Here is an 18,352-nt window from a genome sequence, read left to right as displayed (position 1 = left end):
AATATGATAAATATCATGCAAAACGCTTGGTTTAGAAAGATTCTTAATAAAAATAAGAGGTTGTTTGTATAGCTTTTCTAGGGTAGACTAATTATATGCACACAAGGCAGAACTAACAGTGTATGAGATTATTGTTTAAGTTGGTTGTGTTAAAATATATTTTTTTAGTTTTTTACATTTTCATCAAATTCAAAACCCAAACTTTCTATTTCTTTTTTAATGTGAGATAAATTAATAGATGTACCAACCATTCGTAAAATTTTCTGTTCAAGGTTAACTTCTGCAACTTCAATGTTTTGCAAAGCACCAATGTGTTTTTCAACACTATTTTTACAATGGTTACAGCTCATGCCATATACACTCACTAGTTTTTCCTCTTTTTGAATTTCTTGTTCAATGCTTTTAATTTCCTTTTTTGAGGATATATACTTTTGAATGTAACCATTAAGTATTAGTAAGGATAAACTTATACTACTTCCCCATTTTAGCCAATTGGGAAGTTCCCAATGTCCTTCATGTCCTGACATGTGATGATGTAATCCACCAAATGTAAACCATTCTCTTGGAAGAAAGTTGTCGATTAGTAATCCGAAAACAATGGCACCGCTAATTATTGAGATAAGGTATGCCCACATTGTTTTTTTTCCAAGCACTTTGTTCAATACGGTTATGGTTGCTGCATTGGTGGCTGGTCCAGCCATTAAAAATACTAGGGCAGCTCCAGGAGATAAACCTTTCATCATTAAAACTGCAGCTACAGGAACTGATGAAGTTGCACAGATATACAAAGGAATTGATGCGATTAATATTACAAACATTCCAATTAAGTCGTTGCCAATAAAACTACTAAAGAAATCATCAGGAATTAGAACTGAAATTACTGCTGCTAAAACTAAACCAATGATTAGCCACTTCGAAATATCCTGCAGGAACTCTACAAAGGCATAATGGAAAAGTGTATACAATTTTGATTTTTGTTTTGTGTCATTTGTTTCGCAACCACAATTGTCTTTTCCTTCAGTAGCACAAGAACTGTCAGAAGTTTTGAAAGTTTTAATTTCATCAGAATCATCTATTCTATTGGTTAAAATACCTCCTAAATATCCTGTAGCCAAAGCAATGATTGGTCTAATGATAGCAAAAGGTAAGCCCAATAAGGAATAGGTTACCAAAATGGAATCAACGCCTGTTTGAGGAGTTGATATTAGGAAAGAAACAGAAGAACCTTTGGTGGCTCCACTTTTATAAAATGAAATTCCTGTTGGGATAACTCCGCATGAACACAGGGGTAATGGGATCCCAATTAGTGAAGCATTCGATACTGATTTACTATTTTTTTGTCCCAGGTATTTGTCTATATAACGTTGTGGAAAAGCTACTTTAAGTATTCCGGCAAATAAAAATCCCAGCATTAAATAGGGAGACATTTCATTTAGTATCTCAATAAAATCTATTATAAATTGGTTCAGGTACTCCATTTTTTTCTTTCTGTTTGCGCAAATTATTTTGATTCAAAAGTATTAAAATATCTGTATGCTTTAATGTTTATATACGAAGAAATCTGCTCTGAAGTTAAAAAATACCAACATGTAGGTATTTTTATTTATTAAGACTGAATCTAATTTTGTCGCAGATAATTACACTGAGGATTATCAGAATTAAAACCTAAGAAAAAACGAAATGAAAAAAGTATTACTACTATTAGCAATCTGTTTTGCGTTTGGTGTTACTAATGCACAAGATCAGAAAGAACCACAAAGTATTGGATCAACTATTTTAGAGAAAGTTAAGAGTGAAAAACTAAGTATTGGTGGTTACGGCGAGGTACACTACAATCAGCAAATTAGCGGTAATGAAAGATATAATGGTAAAATGGATGTACACAGAATGGTTTTATTCTTTGGATATCAATTCAACGAAAAGACATCTTTTGTAACTGAAATTGAGTATGAACACGTTAAAGAATTGTATGTAGAGCAAGCATTCTTAAATTACAATATCAAGCCAAATACAAGTATTCGTGGAGGTTTGATGTTGGTGCCAATGGGTATTACTAATGAATATCACGAGCCAACTAATTTTAATGGTGTTGAGCGTCCTAGCGTTGATAAGTACATTGTTCCAACTACATGGAGAGAAATTGGAGTAGGTGTTACAGGTAGATTAGCAAATGCTCCTTTGAAGTACCAATTGTACGTTATGAATGGATTTAATGGATTTGATGGTAGCGGTAAATTAAGAGGATCAGATGGATTAAGAAAAGGTCGTCAGAAAGGTGCTGAATCTACATTTACATCTCCTTCAGTATCAGCTAAAGTTGATTATTATGGAATTAAAGGGCTTAATCTAGGTTTATCAGGATATTTTGGTAAAACTCAATCATCAGAATTTAATGGCTTAGACAAAGATGATGATTTTGCAGAAGCTGTTGCAGATTCAACTCGTGTTGGAATTAGCATGTTAGGTCTTGACTTGCGTTACAAGCTAGATGCATTCCAGCTTAAAGGGCAATACATTCATTCTTACATTAACGATGTAAAGGAGTATAACGATAAGACTGGAAAAGATTTAGGAAAGCAAATGAGAGGTTATTACCTTGAAGCAGGTTACGATTTGCTACATGGTAAAGAACAATCTTTAGTTCCTTTCGTACGTTACGAAAACTATAACACTCACCACAAAGTTGATGGTATTACAGCTAACAAAGCTTACGATCGTGAAGATTGGTTTGTTGGATTAAGCTATCACTTGGCAAAAGGTGCAGTTGTAAAAGTAGATTACCAAAGATTTAAAGATGGTAATGATGTGAAAAAGAACTTTATCAATTGCGGAGTTGGAGTTTGGTTCTAATCCGAAATTCTTAACAAATTATAATGCTGCAAGGTGGGTGTAAATACCTGCTTTGCAGTTTTCTGTTATTTAAAACTTACTATGAAGAGATTATTACAAATATTAATTATTGCATCAATTGTGTTGATTTGCGGAGAAGTAAATGCTAAAAATTATCCCAAGCCAATTCAAAAAAGAATTGATAAAGCAATAAAAAATGCGTTTGATGCTGAGGGGGTAAAGTTTGTTGATTTACCTGAAGTATCGTATGATTTTGCCAGCTTTCCAGGTATTGAGAAAGTGTCCATTAGCAAATTAATGAATGAAGGAAAGGCAATTGGCTTAGCTGGTTTTGCCAGTTCAAAAGGTAAAAACGATCTGTTTGATTATTTGGTGCTGTTTGAGGAGTCAATGACCATTAAGAAAGTTGTAATTCTTGTGTATCGTTCATCCTATGGTGGTGAAATAATGGCCAAATATTGGTTAAAGCAGTTCGAAGGAAAGTATAACGGAGAACAACTTGAATTCAATAAAGATATTGATTCAATTTCAGGTGCAACCATATCTGCTCCAGCCATTACTACAGGAATAAAATCTCTTAGTTTATTAATGGTGCATTTAAAAGAGGAAGGAAAGATTTAAAATAGCAAGTGTTCAATTAAGATTCGAAGACCAATCAGAATTAACACAATTCCACCAAATACTTCGAATCTTTTGCTGGTTTGACTTCCAATTTTTTTACCAAGCAGCATTCCAAGCATAGATGCAATAAAGGTTACAACTCCAATTATTACTGCAGGCCACCAAATAATTACATCAATTAGTGCCATACTAAAACCAATAACAAGTGCATCAATGCTTGTTGCGATCGATATACCAATTAGAACTGTTAATTTAAGAGGGTTAAAGGAGCAATCCTCTTCCTGCTGGGTTAAACTTTCATAAATCATTTTGCTACCTAGGCCAGCTAAAAGAATAAAAGCAATCCAATGATCAAAATCTTTTATAAACTCGTTGATTTCCCATCCAATAAACCAACCAATAACAGGCATTCCTCCTTGAAATAAAGCTAGAAAAAAGGCAATTTTAACAGCCTGAAGAAATCTAATACCTTTAATTGCTAAACCACTGCATACCGAAGCTGCAAATGAATCTACCGAAAGCCCTGTGGCGATAAGAAAAATACTAATTAGTTCCATGTTTTATTAGATTGGACGGCAAATATAAGAGGAAATATTAAAGCAAAAAAAAAGCGATTCTCAAAAAGAGATCGCTTGATATTTATTTAGATTTTGTTTAAGCTATTTTTAAACTCAGTATAAATTCACTTCCTTTATTTTCTTCGCTTTCTACCCAAATATCACCACCATTTCGTTCTGCGAATTCTTTACAAAGAATTAATCCCAGACCACTACCAGTTTCATCAGCTGTACCAACTGTTGTATAATTACAGTCTAGTTTAAATAGTTTCTCTTGGTTTTCTTTACTAATACCAATCCCTGAATCTTTAACTTTTAAGAATACAAATTCATCTTGTATCTCCGCAGAGATATTTATATCTCCATTGGGTTCAGTGAATTTTAGAGCATTACTAATTAGGTTTCTAAGAATTGTACTCACCATGTTAATGTCGCCATAAGCTTCTGTATGAGGAGCGATGTCAGAACTTAGTTTTATTGCTTTATCAGCAGCTTTCAGCTTGAAAATAATGAGATTTGATTGAACCAAGTGGTGAAGATCAAATTGCACCGGATTAAATTCCAGTTCACCGCGTTGGCTCTTTGCCCACTGTAATAAGTTTTCAAGCAATGTAAACAAGCTGTGTGAAGATTCATTAATATTTGCATTGTATTCTTCAATCAAATTTAGATTTTTGCCTTCCTTTAATTCGCTTTTGATCAACTCTGAAAATCCTAGAATTGAGTTGAATGGAGAACGTAAATCATGAGCAATAATGGAGAAGAACCTATCCTTTGTAGCATTTGTTACTTTTAGTTTTTGATTTGATTCCTCCAACATGCCATTAATCTTATTGATTCTTTGGTTGACTTTTGTTTTCGATTTATATAAAAAGTAAACCAGTATTAATAAAGACATGGTGATAACAAAAAACACAATTAGGAAATTGGTGAATGCCTTTTCTTTCTCTAGGTTTTCTTGTGTTAATTCATTCTTTACCCTTAATATCTCATTTTCTTTTTCTTTTTTTTCTGTTTCAAATTGCATTTGCAGATGTGCAATTTTATCAGATTTACTAGCTTCTATTAAGCTGTCTTTGAGTTTGTTAAATCTTTCGTGAGTTTTGTAAGCTTTTTTATAATTTCCTGTCGAATAGTAGTATTCCGATTTAAGTTGCAAGAAACTACGTTCCATCGTTTTTATCTTAAGTTTCTTGCATAATTGCAGGCCTTCATTTATAATATCATAGGCCTTTTGTAGTTTTCCTGTAAATAAATATACTTTCGATAGAGATTCCAGGTTATAAACAATTTCAGTTTCTAACTTTAATTTTCTGTTTATGGCAAGAGAATTATCGATATAAAATATAGCTTCTCGGATATTCCCAGTCTTGAAATAGTTTTCGCCAATATTATTCATAGCTAGAGCTTCTCCGGCTTCGTTACCAATTTGATTATAGATGTTTAGCGTTTTTTTAAAGAACTCTAAAGCTTTTCCATAATCTTTATTTTCTTGGTGTAAGATTGCAATATTATTATATACTACAGCTTGAGAATCTAGATTTTTGTCTTTGATTGCCAAATCAAGAATTTTCTGGTAGTATTCAAGTGCTACATCATTTCTACTTTCATCGGCATATATATTGGCTATATTGAGCAGCAATACCAATTGTAAATTAGTATCTTTTAGTTCCTCAAAAATATCATATGCTTCCAAGTATTTTTTTAAGGCTACTTCTGAATTGCCACGTTCCCAGTAAATGATTCCCAATCCATTCAAAATACTAGCATGTATCCTATTTTTTTTTGATATTTTACAGAATTCAATTGCTTTATTAAATTTTTCAATAGCCTGATCATATTCGCTTTTGTCAGAAAAGTGGTAGCCGAAATATTGATACACCCTTGCTAATAGTGCCGTATCTTTTATAGAATGAGCTAAATCTTTTGCTTCCAAAAGATATTTATATGATTTTTTAGATTGCCCAAGTTGAGAATATCTGTTAGCCAAATTTAAACCCGCTTTAACTAAATCTGATTTTTCCTGATTGGTTTTGGCAAAATTGTATGCTTTGTTGGCATAGAGAAAAGCACTGTCAAGGTTAGTTGCAGCATATTTTCCGGAAATATTAATTAATAATATAGTTTTGCTACTATCCGGTTCTAATTTCAACTGTTTTTTTAGTTGATCGATTTTCTCTTGTGCAAAAATGGTATAGGGGAATAGACAGAAAATTAATAATACAAGTTTAAGGGGAAATTGCATTTTATAAAAGATCGTTCGTTAACAATAGCTGTTTGGTGTTAGTTGTACGTTATAAAAGAGAATTTGTTATTTGGTTTTTGTTTATTTAGATTGGTTATTACTAGAATAGTATATGGCCAAATTATTGATGGCTAAATATACCATATTTTTCTTACTTGCAAGATATTAACATTAAAAAAGCTAAAGATGGTCGTAAAAAAAACCTTTCTAAAATAATACAGAAAGGTTTTTAATGTTGTTAGCCAATTTCGAGCATCCTCTGAATGGATGTGATTGCCTTTTTTGATATTTCTTCAGGAACTTTTACTTCATATTTATCTTCCTGTAATGCTTCCAATACTCCTTGTAGTTTTACCCTTTTCATAGAACCACAAATGGTTTTTGGATGAATAAGAATAAATTCTTTATCTGGGTTTGCTTTTTCTAATTGATGTAGAGTACCTAATTCGGTTGCAATGATAAACTGCTTTTTGTTTGATTCTGCTGCATGCTTGATAATTCCAGCAGTAGAATAAAAATATGCATTTGGCATGTTTAAAATCTCATCATCATTGGCACAATTGCTTTCCGGATGAATTAAAATATCTGCTTCAGGATATTGATTCGCCTTATCAACAATCATTTTGCTGTCAATTCTTTCATGAACGCAACAATCACCATCCCACAAATCCATCTCAATTCCGGTTTTCTTTACAATATAAGCACCAAGGTTCTTATCAGGAGTAAAGAAGATTTTTTGGCCTTTTCCTAAATGTTCTACTACCTGAATTGCATTGGATGAGGTACAGCAATAATCGGTTTCAGCTTTTACTTCTGCAGTGGTGTTTACATATGACACTACTAATCCATCAGGGTTTTTAGCTTTCCAATCTTGAATGTCTTTACCAGTAATACTTTCAGCAAGCGAACATCCACACTTTTGAGCTGGAATTAGAACTTTCTTATTGGGAGATATTACAGATGCTGTTTCTGCCATAAAATGTACTCCACAAAACACTATAATATCTGCCGTGGTATTTCCAGCTTCACGAGCTAAGCCCAATGAATCACCAATATAGTCTGCTATATCTTGTACTTCAGGATGTGTATAATAATGAGCAAGAACAATTGCATTTTTTGCCTTTTTTAACTCCTCAATCTGTTTTATGATTTCTTTATTTTCCATCTTAGGAAACCCCTTACTAATTAAACTATAGAATAATATTTTGACTGATATCCAGTGCTGTTACTGAATGTGTTAGTGCGCCAATTGATATAAAATCTACACCTGTTTCAGCAACACCTTTTAATCTTTCCAAACTCATATTTCCAGAAGCTTCTGTTTTGGCTTTACCATCTACAAGCTGTACGGCTTCTGTCATAGCTTCATTGCTCATATTGTCGAGCATGATTATGTCAGCACCTGCGCTTAAAGCTTCTTTTACCTCTTCAATATTGGTAGTTTCTACCTCAATTTTAATATGATTTGGTATTGACTTTCTAATTTGTTCAACCGCAGGAGCAATTCCTCCAGCAACTTTAATATGGTTGTCTTTGATCATTACCAAATCGTACAATCCTATTCTGTGATTGGTTCCACCACCTGTTTTTACAGAATATTTGTCTAAAGTTCGAAGTCCTGGTACCGTTTTTCTTGTGTCTAAAATTTGAACACTGGTGTGTTTTACTTCGGCAACATACTTTGCTGTTTCACTAGCAATGCCCGACATTCTTTGCATCAAGTTCAGCGCTAATCTTTCACCTGTAAGCAATGCTCTAAAACTTCCTTGCATTTCAACAATCACCTGTCCTTTTTCAATGGTATCACCATCTTGTACCAATGGTTTCCAAATTAAGTTTGGGTCTAATTTTTTGAAAACTTTTTCAGCGATTGGTAATCCTGCAATTACACCATCTGCTTTTGCAGTCATACTTGCTTTAGCGGCCGAATTCTCGGGCACCAAGTTATTGGTTGTGATATCGCCATCGCCAATATCTTCGCGAAAAGCGTGTTCGATTATATATTCTAATTCCTGAATATTCAATCCTGTTTCTTCCATTTGAATGAAATGATATTATTCTGATTTTATTTCTACTGGCACAAAAGTAAGCTCTTTATTTAATTGTTGCACCGAGTGAGCAAGAAAGTCTTCATTTTCGGTATTAAAATCTTCTCGATAATGACCTCCACGACTTTCTTTTCGAGCCAAAGCTGCACTTGTAATTAAATAACAAACACTTAATAGGTTTTGCATACGAATGCTGAAGTATTCATTCGTTTTAAAAGGAAATTTAGATTTTATTTCCTCCAGCAAATCCAAAACTTCTTGCAAATGTTGAGCTGTTCTTACAATCCCAACCTTTGTATTCATTGCTTTGGCGATTTCATTAACATGATTTAAGAACAAGCTAGATAAATTATTGTCAACAGATATGCCTTCTTGATTTGTTTTTGATGGAGTAATGCTGGTATTTTTTTGTGCATGTTGAATGGCTCGTTTACCAAACACCAAACATTCTAAAAGCGAATTTGATGCCAAACGATTAGCACCCATAACACCTGTTGAAGCTATTTCACCACAAGCATAGAGATTATTAATATTTGTTTTTCCCTTATTATCTGTTTTAATTCCACCAACCGTATAGTGAGCTGCAGGAGCAATAGGAATTTGATCAAAAAAATCAGCTCCCGATTTTTTACATTTAGCATATATCGAAGGGAATCGATTTTTAAGTTTTTCACTATCCAGGTGTTTCAAGCTTAGCGTTACATATTTATCGCCATACTTCTGCATTTCATTAAAAATGGAACGTGCAACAATATCGCGGGGGGCCAGTTCTGCCAGTTCATGAATTTTAGGCATAAATCGTTCTCCTTTAGAATTAACTAAATGAGCACCTTCACCTCTAACAGCTTCACTAATTAAAAAAGTATGTCCATCTTTAGAATAAAACGAACTTGGATGAAACTGAATAAATTCCATATCAGTAATTTCTGCACCAGCATTATAAGCTAAAGCAATTCCATCTCCAACTGTAGTTTCCGGATTGGTAGTTCTCTGATATACCGCGGAAGCTCCTCCTAAAGTTAATAGGGTAGATTTTGCTTGAATACAAAGATTCGAATTGTCATTTAGATTAAAACTTTTCGCTCCCAAGCATTTTTGTTCTTCAACCAAAAGTTCATAAACCATTTGATTTTCAAATATTGTAATTGACGACGTATTTAAAACTTTCTGGATCAGAAATCTTACCAATTCTTTTCCTGTTGAATCGCCACCTGCATGCAAAACTCTTCTTTTGTGATGACCACCTTCTAAAGCAAGGGAGAGTTCACCATTTTCTGTATCGAACTGCATTCCAAGATTAATCAAATCCTTGATTCGATCTGGGCCTTCATTCACCAATATATCAACAGGGGTATAATCACACAAACCTCTGCCGGCAGTAAGTGTATCCTCCAGGTGCAATTGAGGATTATCCTCAGAATCGGTTACCGCAGCTATTCCTCCTTGAGCATAGTATGAATTACTAACATCTAATTTAGATTTGGTTACGATAGCAACAGAGCCATATTTCGAGGCTTCGAATGCTGAATACAATCCTGCAAGTCCACTTCCGATTATTAAGAAATCGAATTGTTCGTGTAACATTTTAGAAAAATCTTGGTTCGTGCGAAAATAGCTATTTTCCTGCTATCAGTTATAAAATTGGAGAAAAAATACTGCGAGAATATTAATTCTAATTGAATATCAGAAAAAAAGGTGACAATATTGCCACCTTAGTTTTAATCTTTACAAGTAATTAATTCAATTCGGAAAGTAAACTACGAACTTTAGCTACAGAATCTACTTTATACCTGGCTGCTGTATGTTTTAAGCCTACTTTAATGGTAACCGATGATTCTGGCAGTTCTCTAAACATGTATTCATCTGTCCAATCATCGCCAATTGCCAAAACAAAATCAAAATTCTGATTTTGTAGAAATTGCAAAGATGCCATTCCTTTATTGATGCCACCACTTTTTACTTCAATCACTTTGTTACCTTCCAATATTTCAAGGTTGTGATTGGCAATCATGGTTGTTAATTCATCTTTTAGCTCATTCGCTCTCAATTCACCTTGTTCAGGTTCTGCTTTTCTAAAATGCCAAACCAAAGAATAATTCTTCTCTTCAATAAATGAACCAGGAGTTCTGTCCACAAAAGTTTCAAGAATAGGTCGAATACTTGGTTTCCAGGTGTCATTTGCATTGGCTAGCATTTTCCATTCTTTGCCATGTTTTTTAATCCAAACACCATGTTCAACAATCAAGTTAATTTTGTGGCCTTCAAACCAAGACTCCAAACTTTCTCTATCGCGTCCACTAATAATTGTGATTGCATTTTTAGGATCTTCTTCCAGTTTATTTAAAATGTTGTGCAATTCTTCATCAGGTTTTGCATCGTTAGGATTTTTCTTAAATCCGGTCAAGGTTCCGTCGTAGTCAAGGAAAATTGATCTTTTTTTCGCATCTACATATTCGTTTTTTATTTTCTCTAAAATGGAAGTACTAACTTTTTTAGCATATATTGAACTTTGTAATTTCTCAACTTTTCGTAGTGATTTTACAAATTCCGAGGACCATTTGAAAACATCATAACGCTTGATTCTATCTTGAAGGTAAATCATTCGCTCACGTTGTTCATCAAGCGGCATGGTTAAGGCTTGATATATACTTTGAGCAATTTCTCCCGTATTGTTCGGATTGATCATTAGAGCTTCTCCCATTTCTTTGGATACGCCAGCCATTTCACTCAATATAATAACTCCTGTTCTGTTTGTTCTCGATGCAACGTATTCCTTTGCTACCAAATTCATTCCATCCCTTACAGGAGTAACCAATGCTACATCGCAGGAGCTATAAAGTTCAATAAGATTTTCGAATGGCATGGAACGATAAAAATACCAAACAGGAGTGTAGTTAATGCTACCAAATCTACCATTTACATTACCTACCAATTCGTCAACCTCACGTTTTAAGTTGATGTAATGTTCTACCGTACCTCTCGAAGGAACAGCCAGCATGATTAAAGTAACTTTGCCAATAAATTCGGGATACTCTTCCAAAAACTTGGCAAATGCCTGCAGACGGTTAGGAATTCCTTTTGAATAATCCAGCCTATCGATTGACAATATCAGTTTTCTGTTCGGAGAAACAAGGAAGTACTTTTCTAATTCTCGATGCAGCTTTGACTTCTCTTGCAAAGGTTTCTGAAAAGTTTGGGTGGCAGCATCTCTAAATTTATCATAGTCTATTCCCATTGGAAATGAATCAACCAATATGATTCTATCTTCAATGTGAATTTCATTAAAAGAGATCTCATAACCCATTAATCTGCGTACACAACTAAAGAAGTGTCGCTGATAATCGAATGTATGAAAACCAATTAAATCTGCACCCAACATTCCCTGAATCAATTCTTTTCTCCATGGAAGAATTCTGAAAACTTCGAAAGAAGGGAACGGAATGTGTAGGAAAAAACCAACTGTGACTCCTGGTTTTTTCGATTTAATCATTTCTGGAACCAGAAGGAGTTGATAGTCGTGAATCCAAATGGTGTCTCCTTCCTCAAGAGTTTCCAAGGCTTTATCTGCAAACTTTTGATTTACCTTAACAAAGGCCTCCCAAAGTTCTGGTTCATAATCGATATATTGCGCAAAGTAATGAAATAATGGCCAAATCGTTCTGTTGCTAAAACCATCGTAGTACAAGTCAATATCTTCTTTCGACAGATGAACGGAAACACAATCCTCCTCCTTAAGCTTTTCATCAATATCAGCTTTAAGCTCATCATTTAAATCATCATTTGGTAATCCAGGCCAACCAATCCACTTGCCATTATATTCTTTGTACACCGATCTCATACCAGTGGCGAGGCCACCTACGCTGGGAATAAGATCAATTTTGTCATTTTCTACGTTTATACTTACAGGAAGTCTGTTGGAGACAATGTGAATTCTATTCATAAAATGTGGTTTTTAATTTTGGTAGAAATGTTATTAATATTCGTGAAAAATCTCTATTTTCCGAATCATATCTAACGCAAATAATTAAAATTTAACAATTACTTAATCTTGATATTATTTCTATGATATCAATTTTCTTTCCTTAAGCGTTTGATTGTTTGTGTGTTTGGTGTTGTTGTGGATCTGTCAAAACTAAAAAGGCTTGGCGGACCGTATTTTGTTAAGCTCTAAAATAGTGAATTTTTATGAAGAATTTAAATTATGGAATAATTGGTAATTGTCGAAGTGCTGCTTTAATATCAGAGCAAGGATCTTTGGATTGGGTTTGTTTGCCACAATTCGATTCTTCATCGGCATTTGCTAAGATTTTGGATAAGGAAAAAGGAGGGAGTTTTGAAATTATTCCAGAAAATCTGTCTGAAATAAAGCAAGAGTATCGATCTAAAACCAATATATTGAAAACCCGATTTGAATGTATTGATGGGGTGTTTGAGGTTTTGGATTTTATGCCAAGATATCTGACAGATGATAAGCAGTACTACGCGCCACCAGATGTTGTTCGTTTTTTTCGATTAGTATATGGAAAGCCATCATTTAGAATCAAGTATAATCCAAAGCTTGATTATGCTCGTAATCATACCGAAAGCATTATTTCTGGGGAAGGATTCATAAAGTCATACACTACAAAAGGGAATTATGATTCGCTTTATTTGTATTCTAGTTTTAAGAATAAAGATATACTGGATAGGGAATTAATTCACCTGGAAAAAAATGAATTTTGCTTGATAAGTTATGATCAGAAACTTTTAGAGCAAGATATTGAGCGCGTTTATTTAAAATTACAACGTACAAAAACCTATTGGCTGAACTGGAGTGAGAAAACAAAAATACTACCGGAATACAATGAACAAGTTACCAGAAGCGCATTGGTGTTGAAATTGCTAAGTTATCAGAAAAGCGGGGCAGTGTTAGCTGCTCTTACAACTTCGCTTCCAGAAACCATTGGAGAAGTTCGCAATTGGGATTACCGATTTTGTTGGATACGAGATGGCTCTATGGTAGTAAAGATTTTAACTCAATTGGGACATTATAATGTTGCCAAACGTTACCTGAAATTCATTATGGATATCATACCTGAAAAGAATGAGAAGATTCAAATCATGTATGGAATAAATGGAGAAAAAAAGCTGACAGAATATGAATTGGAACACCTTTCTGGATATGAGAATTCAAAGCCGGTACGAGTTGGGAATGCAGCCTATAAGCAGAAGCAAAATGATATTTATGGTATTTTATTGGATCTGATTCATCAGCAGTTTGAGACTTTCGAGAACTCATTGGAAAATAGCGAGGGCTTATGGACAATTGTTAGAAGTATTGTTAAAGTTGTTGAAGCTAACTGGAAAAAGCCTGACAGAGGGATTTGGGAAATCCGAGGGAGAAGTTTACACTTTACCTTTAGCAAGGTGATGTGTTGGGTGGCTTTTGATAGAGCTGTTAAAATAGCAGAACTACTACAGCGTGATTATTATGTGGCTAAATGGAAAATGTTGAGACATTCGGTTAAGGATGATATTTTAAAGAAAGCTTGGAGCAGGGAGAAAAAAGCTTTTACTCAACATTATGGCTCATCAGATATGGATGCTTCGGTTTTGTTAATGGAAACTTATGGATTTATCGATGCGAAGGATCCTAAATTTAAATCAACGGTTCTTACCATTCAAAAAGAGCTCGAACACGATGGTTTAATGTATCGATACAAAAATCAGGATGATTTTGGAACGCCAAAATCGGCCTTTACCATTTGTTCTTTTTGGTTGATTAATAGTTTGTTCAAAATCGGACGGAAAAAAGAGGCACAGGAAAAATTCGATAAACTCCTAACATATTCAAATCATTTGGGTTTATTTGCCGAAGATATTGATTTTGCAACCAAGCGAATGTTAGGAAACTTTCCTCAGGCGTATTCACATTTGGCTATCATAGAAACAGCTCTCAACTTTTCAAACTTTAAGGTTGATGAAGAGGAGAATTTGCTTGATCAGTTGACAAGTTAATAAAGAAAGAATTTATAGAACAAACAGCATCTGGTCGGATTAATGACCTGATGCTGTTTGTTTTTTCATTGTTGGGCCTGTTGTAGTCAGTTTTTCTACTTCACTAAAAGCTTTCCTTTATAAATTTTCTCACCAGAAAGGTTAATGATATGAACTCCTGGTTTCAATTGTTCTCGATTAATAGTCACATTATTTCCTGTTATATTTTCGATAATGCGCACTACTTTACCACTGGCATCAATAACAATTAATCGGTACTGTTGATTGCTCTGATTGGGAAATTCCACCTTGCTTTTATCAAACATGGGATTAGGATAGATTCGTAAATCCTGAATAATATTGTTAGCGATGTCGTCTTCAATACCTACTGGCTGTCCTCCTACATTTATGGCTGCCGTAATGGTCTGTGTATCTTCTCCAATAGGATTTGCAACGGTTAGGCTAACACTATATGTTCCTTCCTGGCTGTAGCTTATATTTGTTGGATTTTTCTCTGTTGAATTTGAAGGTGTTCCTCCTTCGAAATTCCAATTCCAGCTGTTAATTCCATCACCAATTGATCGGCTTGTAAAACTGGTAGATTCATTTATTTGAAGCTGATTGTTTTCAATTCCAATGAGTGCTTTGGGAGTATTGCTGCTGAAATCAATATTGCCGGTAAAAGCACCATTGCCATGTGTTCCTATCGCTATAAAACCATCTCGCCTACTTTTAACCATTGCCGATATTGTTGTTCCAATTAAATTTCCCGCCTCTTGATTCCAAATTGTTGAGTTAGAACTTAGATTATCAGTTTTGTACAGACCAGTACTTGTACCAGCAAAATAAATTGTTGTAGTTGGTGTAGGCATGATGGATACGGAACGTACCGAAGGCCCATCACCTTGTGGATCTCCATTTTCTTCCAAATTTCCACTTACTGTTGTCCAACTAGCTCCTTTGTCAGTGGAATAATATATACTTTCTATCTTGTAATTGGAGAATGCTACAATCACTTCATCACCGTTTAAAGGATTTACAGCTATAGATATTACATTACCTTCAGGCATATTAGAGTCTGTAATTTCTACTCTTTCTGCATTTGTTGAATTGGCATTGTCAATTCTATATACTTTCCCATTACTGGTACCATAGTAGAGTATATTGGCCGGGTAGGTTGATGTGGAAAGCGCACTGACTGTTCCTGTAACCTCTGAAATATCTAATTTCTCCCAATTCACTGTGGCTTTATCGTTACTTAACTTGGGGATTTCAAAAATATTAAGGTTTCTCCAGATAAATTGACCTGCAGCATAATACATTAGTTTATGATTATTGGCATCAATCACAAAAGGATTAATAAATAATTGTCCTTCTGCTCCGTCAGGATCTACTCTTGTAAAGTAATAGCTCTCTTCATTGTATACATTATTTTCTAAGTATGTTGTTCCGTTTTGCGATGAGGAGATAATTGTATTGCCATTGTTGGTTATACTGCAGAAACTTCCATCTCCAGATCCCCATCTTATCCAATCTGTTGTTGCATTGGCATTCTCTGCTACCCAGGTTCCATTATCCTGAAATCCCGAAATAAGAGAGGTTCTGTCAACATTGTCATGATCAATTGCAATGGTGTACGATTGAGTGGTTAAGTATCCATTGTTTAGCAATTCCCAATCCACTGGCTTATTATTTTTAGGTGTATTTTCATTGTCATCTTCAATCCCAGAATCATTGGTCTGCATAAAGTTATTGGTAATACTAATACCACCATCATGACCACATAGCAGTGTATTATCATCAATAAAGGTTAAAGCGTGTAAATCAGCATGATGATTGTCGTATTGACTCACATCATTTTCAGTCGCGTATCCACCAATCCAATAAGTGTTTGAATTGTTGGTGATGCCATCGCTGACAGGAGAAGCCTTTGTTTTAAATGCATCATCAGAACGAAAAAGGTTGGTTCCACCAATAAATACAACATTCTCATTGGTTGGCGACACTATAATCACCATGTTGTAGGAGTTTTGCGAATTGTAGCCATTTACGTCGCGATCGCCTTCATCTCTTTCAGGTAAATTTTGCGAACGATCTTCCCAACTTGCAGGATTTGTTGCAGAAACATCATAAGTCAATTTCCAAAAACTATGGTCTTGAAAGCCATCACCGCTTGTTCTGGCCAGTAAATAAACAATATCCTTGGTTGTGTTGCTAGGGGCATGTGCCAAAACAATTCGATCATAGGATGTAGGAAAATTCTCGGGGCTTATGTTTTCCCAATTTGCAGAACCATTTGGTTTTCTCCAGATGCCTCCATTTTTATCTCCTCCAGAACTAATACTTGCGTATTTGGTGCCATCAGGAGTGCAAATCACATCAGTGTATGGAGCATAGTTAGGATCGGTAGCATTAAACGACTCTAGTTCACGAGTCCATGTGGTACCCCCATTCTTCGAAACATAAATGGCCCCATATGTAGCAACATATACATCTCCATTATTAGGGTCTACACATATATTCCAACAGATATCGAAAAAACGATCGAATGAAGCAAAAGTATTTTCGGCAGTATTTGGTAAAAGTTCCCAACTATCGCCATTATTTGTAGATTTAAATATTCCGTTTCCAGCATAGAATGCTCCATCTTCGCTTGCACTACCTAAATATTCTCCCGTAGTATAGTACCAAATGTTTTGTGAACCTGTTCTTGGATCCTGAGCAATGGCTGTAACGCTTGGGTGTTCATCCAAACCTGTTGTCCTGACCCATGAAATACCTCTGTTAGTCGATTTCCACATTCCACCAGTAACTCCACCTGCCAATATTGTATTGCCAGATGCATCGCTGATATCAATTGCCAAAGCTCTTGTTCTACCTCCAACATTACGTGGTCCACTAATTTGATAGGTAACTTCATCGGCTTTAAGATTGCTTCGTAATTTTGATTCTGCAGAAAGCACATATCTTTTTTCCAAGAGCTTGATGTTATTGGGGATTTTTCCTGTTAAAGGGTTTTTGAGTTGATTAAATTCAAACTCTCGTCTTCTTATGGGATCATCTGCAAAATTGTATTTACCAGCTTTACGATCAGCAATTTTAGATAATTTGCTTTTGTTTACATTTCTATTGGTAAGGTTTTGGAATGTTTTCTCCGTGATGATAATGTTTTTCACTTCAGATTTTACTTTATCTTCTGACGGTTTTGGGGTGTTTTGAGCAAGTAAAGTACAACTGAATATAGAGATCGTTATAGCGACTAATAAATTCTTCATTTTTTGCAGTGTTTGTTCAGCACTAAACAATTAGATGCGGTTCAATTTTTAAATATTAGTATTACTTATCAAAAACAGCTTGTCTAAGAAAGTGTAAGAGGAGTAGTAGGATATTTTAATTGGTAAAATTATTGTTTGATTTCAATGAGCTTTAAATGCGAATTATTATTCATTGTTGTTACTTGTGAAATGACACATGAAATGGTTTTGTAATTTTTAATTTCTTTTAAATGTTTATCTGATAATTTCAATACAATTTCCTGATTGGCACTAAAAGAGCGTATAAATCCTGAACCATAACCGTGTATTTTAACGACTTTTGCTTTTATGGTTTTGGTATCAAAAGAATTCTTAATGATTGTGACAGTTAATAAACAAGTAGCGGGTGCAATTTGTTGAGCCTTTTTGTCTTTTTTGTCATGGTTGGATATAGGAGCCTGAGGTTTAGGATTTGATGTTTGTTTAGCAGTATTACATCCTAAAAAAATAATTGCAAATAAAAAGATACAATATAAATTCTTCATAACTGATTTATTAGACTGAATTGATATAAGTTACAAAAAAGATTGCATTAAATAAGAAAAGTGTTTGGAATATAGATTTAGCAATGTGAAGTTTAAGAATGATGTGTGATTACTTTCAAATTGATTGCTGTTTAGGATAACTTAAATTGATAATATTAAAATGATCTATTTTTTTAATATCAAGAGAACTAGATTATTAATTGAAGTAAAAAGGATTAATAAATAATAAAATAAGAATAAAAAAAGCTTGTCTTTA

The 18,352-nt window shown here is 34.3% G+C and carries 12 protein-coding genes; 3 read left to right on the top strand and 9 right to left on the bottom strand.

Translation table 11 applies throughout. The features are described 5' to 3' along the window. Positions 1-164: 164 nt before the first annotated feature. On the bottom strand, positions 165-1,478 hold the full coding sequence (locus M0051_RS08060; protein ID WP_306741020.1) for an SO_0444 family Cu/Zn efflux transporter: 1,314 nt from the start codon (positions 1,476-1,478) through the stop codon (positions 165-167). A 202-nt stretch (positions 1,479-1,680) separates the two neighbouring features. Between M0051_RS08060 and M0051_RS08055 the strand changes: the two genes are divergently transcribed. Both M0051_RS08055 and M0051_RS08050 read left to right on the top strand, forming a co-directional pair. Further along, the gene (locus M0051_RS08055; protein ID WP_306741019.1) at positions 1,681-2,850 is read left to right on the top strand and encodes a hypothetical protein; all 1,170 of its coding nucleotides are present in this window, start codon (positions 1,681-1,683) and stop codon (positions 2,848-2,850) included. Positions 2,851-2,931: 81 nt separating this feature from the next. Further along, on the top strand, positions 2,932-3,471 hold the full coding sequence (locus M0051_RS08050; RefSeq protein ID WP_306741018.1) for an FMN-binding protein: 540 nt from the start codon (positions 2,932-2,934) through the stop codon (positions 3,469-3,471). Here M0051_RS08050 and M0051_RS08045 read toward each other — a convergent pair. From M0051_RS08045 to M0051_RS08020, 6 genes are all read right to left on the bottom strand, one after another. Beyond that, positions 3,468-4,028 carry a manganese efflux pump MntP family protein gene (locus M0051_RS08045; RefSeq protein WP_306741017.1) on the bottom strand — a complete coding sequence of 187 codons (561 nt, stop codon included), beginning with the start codon at positions 4,026-4,028 and terminating at the stop codon, positions 3,468-3,470. The two genes, M0051_RS08050 and M0051_RS08045, sit on opposite strands and share 4 nt — an antisense overlap. A gap of 97 nt (positions 4,029-4,125) precedes the next feature. After that, positions 4,126-6,180, bottom strand: a complete 2,055-nt coding sequence (locus M0051_RS08040) for a tetratricopeptide repeat-containing sensor histidine kinase (protein ID WP_306741016.1) — start codon at positions 6,178-6,180, stop codon at positions 4,126-4,128. 331 nt (positions 6,181-6,511) lie between these two features. Next, positions 6,512-7,438: a quinolinate synthase NadA gene (gene nadA, locus M0051_RS08035; RefSeq protein ID WP_306741015.1), complete on the bottom strand. Its 927-nt coding sequence runs from the start codon at positions 7,436-7,438 to the stop codon at positions 6,512-6,514. Positions 7,439-7,463: 25 nt separating this feature from the next. Continuing rightward, a complete protein-coding gene (gene nadC / locus M0051_RS08030) occupies positions 7,464-8,312 on the bottom strand; it encodes a carboxylating nicotinate-nucleotide diphosphorylase (protein ID WP_306741014.1) in 849 nt (282 codons plus the stop codon). 15 nt (positions 8,313-8,327) lie between these two features. Continuing rightward, positions 8,328-9,905, bottom strand: coding sequence for an L-aspartate oxidase (gene nadB / locus M0051_RS08025; RefSeq protein WP_306741013.1), 1,578 nt, complete (start codon positions 9,903-9,905; stop codon positions 8,328-8,330). Between the two features lie 151 nt (positions 9,906-10,056). Next, the gene (locus M0051_RS08020) at positions 10,057-12,261 is read right to left on the bottom strand and encodes a bifunctional alpha,alpha-trehalose-phosphate synthase (UDP-forming)/trehalose-phosphatase (protein WP_306741012.1); all 2,205 of its coding nucleotides are present in this window, start codon (positions 12,259-12,261) and stop codon (positions 10,057-10,059) included. A 245-nt stretch (positions 12,262-12,506) separates the two neighbouring features. Between M0051_RS08020 and M0051_RS08015 the strand changes: the two genes are divergently transcribed. Then, positions 12,507-14,318 carry a glycoside hydrolase family 15 protein gene (locus tag M0051_RS08015; RefSeq protein ID WP_306741011.1) on the top strand — a complete coding sequence of 604 codons (1,812 nt, stop codon included), beginning with the start codon at positions 12,507-12,509 and terminating at the stop codon, positions 14,316-14,318. Between the two features lie 95 nt (positions 14,319-14,413). Here the strand turns inward: M0051_RS08015 and M0051_RS08010 are convergent, their stop codons facing one another. Beyond that, on the bottom strand, positions 14,414-17,572 hold the full coding sequence (locus M0051_RS08010; RefSeq protein ID WP_306741010.1) for a PKD domain-containing protein: 3,159 nt from the start codon (positions 17,570-17,572) through the stop codon (positions 14,414-14,416). Positions 17,573-17,700: 128 nt separating this feature from the next. Continuing rightward, positions 17,701-18,096, bottom strand: coding sequence for a hypothetical protein (locus M0051_RS08005; protein ID WP_306741009.1), 396 nt, complete (start codon positions 18,094-18,096; stop codon positions 17,701-17,703). Positions 18,097-18,352 lie beyond the last annotated feature (256 nt).

Source organism: Marinifilum sp. D714, assembly GCF_030851345.1.
Lineage (GTDB): Bacteria > Bacteroidota > Bacteroidia > Bacteroidales > Marinifilaceae > Marinifilum.
Note: the sequence above shows the minus strand (reverse complement) of the source record. Positions and strands in the feature narration are given on the sequence as shown.

What these genes read in the sequence shown, in the direction of transcription:
- M0051_RS08060 (WP_306741020.1), bottom strand. Translation starts at nt 1,478, where the DNA reads ATGGAGTACCTGAACCAATTTATAATAGATTTTATTGAGATACTAAAT.
- M0051_RS08055 (WP_306741019.1), top strand. Translation starts at nt 1,681, where the DNA reads ATGAAAAAAGTATTACTACTATTAGCAATCTGTTTTGCGTTTGGTGTT.
- M0051_RS08050 (WP_306741018.1), top strand. Translation starts at nt 2,932, where the DNA reads ATGAAGAGATTATTACAAATATTAATTATTGCATCAATTGTGTTGATT.
- M0051_RS08045 (WP_306741017.1), bottom strand. Translation starts at nt 4,028, where the DNA reads ATGGAACTAATTAGTATTTTTCTTATCGCCACAGGGCTTTCGGTAGAT.
- nadA (WP_306741015.1), bottom strand. Translation starts at nt 7,438, where the DNA reads ATGGAAAATAAAGAAATCATAAAACAGATTGAGGAGTTAAAAAAGGCA.
- nadC (WP_306741014.1), bottom strand. Translation starts at nt 8,312, where the DNA reads ATGGAAGAAACAGGATTGAATATTCAGGAATTAGAATATATAATCGAA.
- nadB (WP_306741013.1), bottom strand. Translation starts at nt 9,905, where the DNA reads ATGTTACACGAACAATTCGATTTCTTAATAATCGGAAGTGGACTTGCA.
- M0051_RS08020 (WP_306741012.1), bottom strand. Translation starts at nt 12,261, where the DNA reads ATGAATAGAATTCACATTGTCTCCAACAGACTTCCTGTAAGTATAAAC.
- M0051_RS08015 (WP_306741011.1), top strand. Translation starts at nt 12,507, where the DNA reads ATGAAGAATTTAAATTATGGAATAATTGGTAATTGTCGAAGTGCTGCT.
- M0051_RS08010 (WP_306741010.1), bottom strand. Translation starts at nt 17,572, where the DNA reads ATGAAGAATTTATTAGTCGCTATAACGATCTCTATATTCAGTTGTACT.
- M0051_RS08005 (WP_306741009.1), bottom strand. Translation starts at nt 18,096, where the DNA reads ATGAAGAATTTATATTGTATCTTTTTATTTGCAATTATTTTTTTAGGA.